At 41.8% G+C, this 1,075-nt stretch carries 1 protein-coding gene; it reads right to left on the bottom strand.

Annotated elements, in window-relative coordinates; translation table 11 throughout:
- Positions 1-245: 245 nt before the first annotated feature.
- On the bottom strand, positions 246-1,016 hold the full coding sequence (locus AC1DSE_RS35690; protein WP_477529171.1) for a hypothetical protein: 771 nt from the start codon (positions 1,014-1,016) through the stop codon (positions 246-248).
- Between the last annotated feature and the right edge of the window lie 59 nt (positions 1,017-1,075).

The raw sequence follows: 1,075 nt of genomic DNA, 5'->3' as shown, positions 1-1,075 counted from the left end.
GCATCAAACAGTTCCTTAAAGAAGTAATCAGCGAATTATACACCCAAAGTAAAGCGTGTCCCAAAGGGACGAAAGCGTTCCAACGCAAACGCAGCAAAAGAGCGCATGGCTAGCTTTAGCGTTAGTCCAATTGCGGGTGTCCAGAGGGCGCAGCCCTTGGGGCCCTCCCTTGGAAGGGAGGGTTTGGGTGGGTTCGAAACGCCTTGAAGGTCTGGTAGAAGCCTCTAAAGGTTTGGTTCCTCCCTCTAATGGTTTGGTTGTCTCAAAGAACTTCTCTTCTTCGAACGCACAGCTTCAACTAGCTCATGAATGAGATAGGCTGCATATATCGTGATAAACGCCATAATGAAGTAACCGTATCGTTCAAACGTAATAAATGGCAGTGATGTAAATATGAAATATAAAATGGTTATTATCAATATAGATAGTTCTTTGCGTTTGCTTTTAAAAATAACGGTCATGAGCAACCCAATTACTCCGAGCAATAGCAGCACGTAGTGATATACGCCCACGATGGGTTTCGAAATATGAAGTACGGGCTTCCAATAATAAGGTACTTTGACCATATCGACTACCCGATCAACGGTGTAATGTTTAATATAACGATTGCGATCCGTTTCAAATCCATAGTTTCTAATTTTTTTGGCAAGCTCAGCTTGAATTTCATTGGATTCGATGGCATCTTTCGCCTCGCCTAACCGCGTAAAATCCTCTTTGAATTTCTCTTCTGCACCAGCAGGATATCTCCAATCGATCATAGCTCCTAATACAGATGGATTGCCGGACGAGAGCGTGAGCGGAATAAACTTATCAAATACGACAGCATTTCTGATCCACCAAGGGGAAATGCAAATTAATATTACAGCAGATACAACAATAGCAGGTTTAATAATCTCTTTTATTTTATATCCTCGAACTAGCATGTAGATTAAAAATACGACCGGAAGGAGTGCAAAGTTTGGCCTTGCATATATCCCGATACTTAAACTTACTGCTGCATTGGCGAACCAACTCAATTTCTTTTTATCTAGAGCGCTGCATTGGCGAACCAACTCAATTTCTTTTTATCTAGAGC

Source organism: Paenibacillus sp. 01L418, from assembly GCF_056400045.1.
This window is presented reverse-complemented; position numbering and strand designations above follow the sequence as displayed.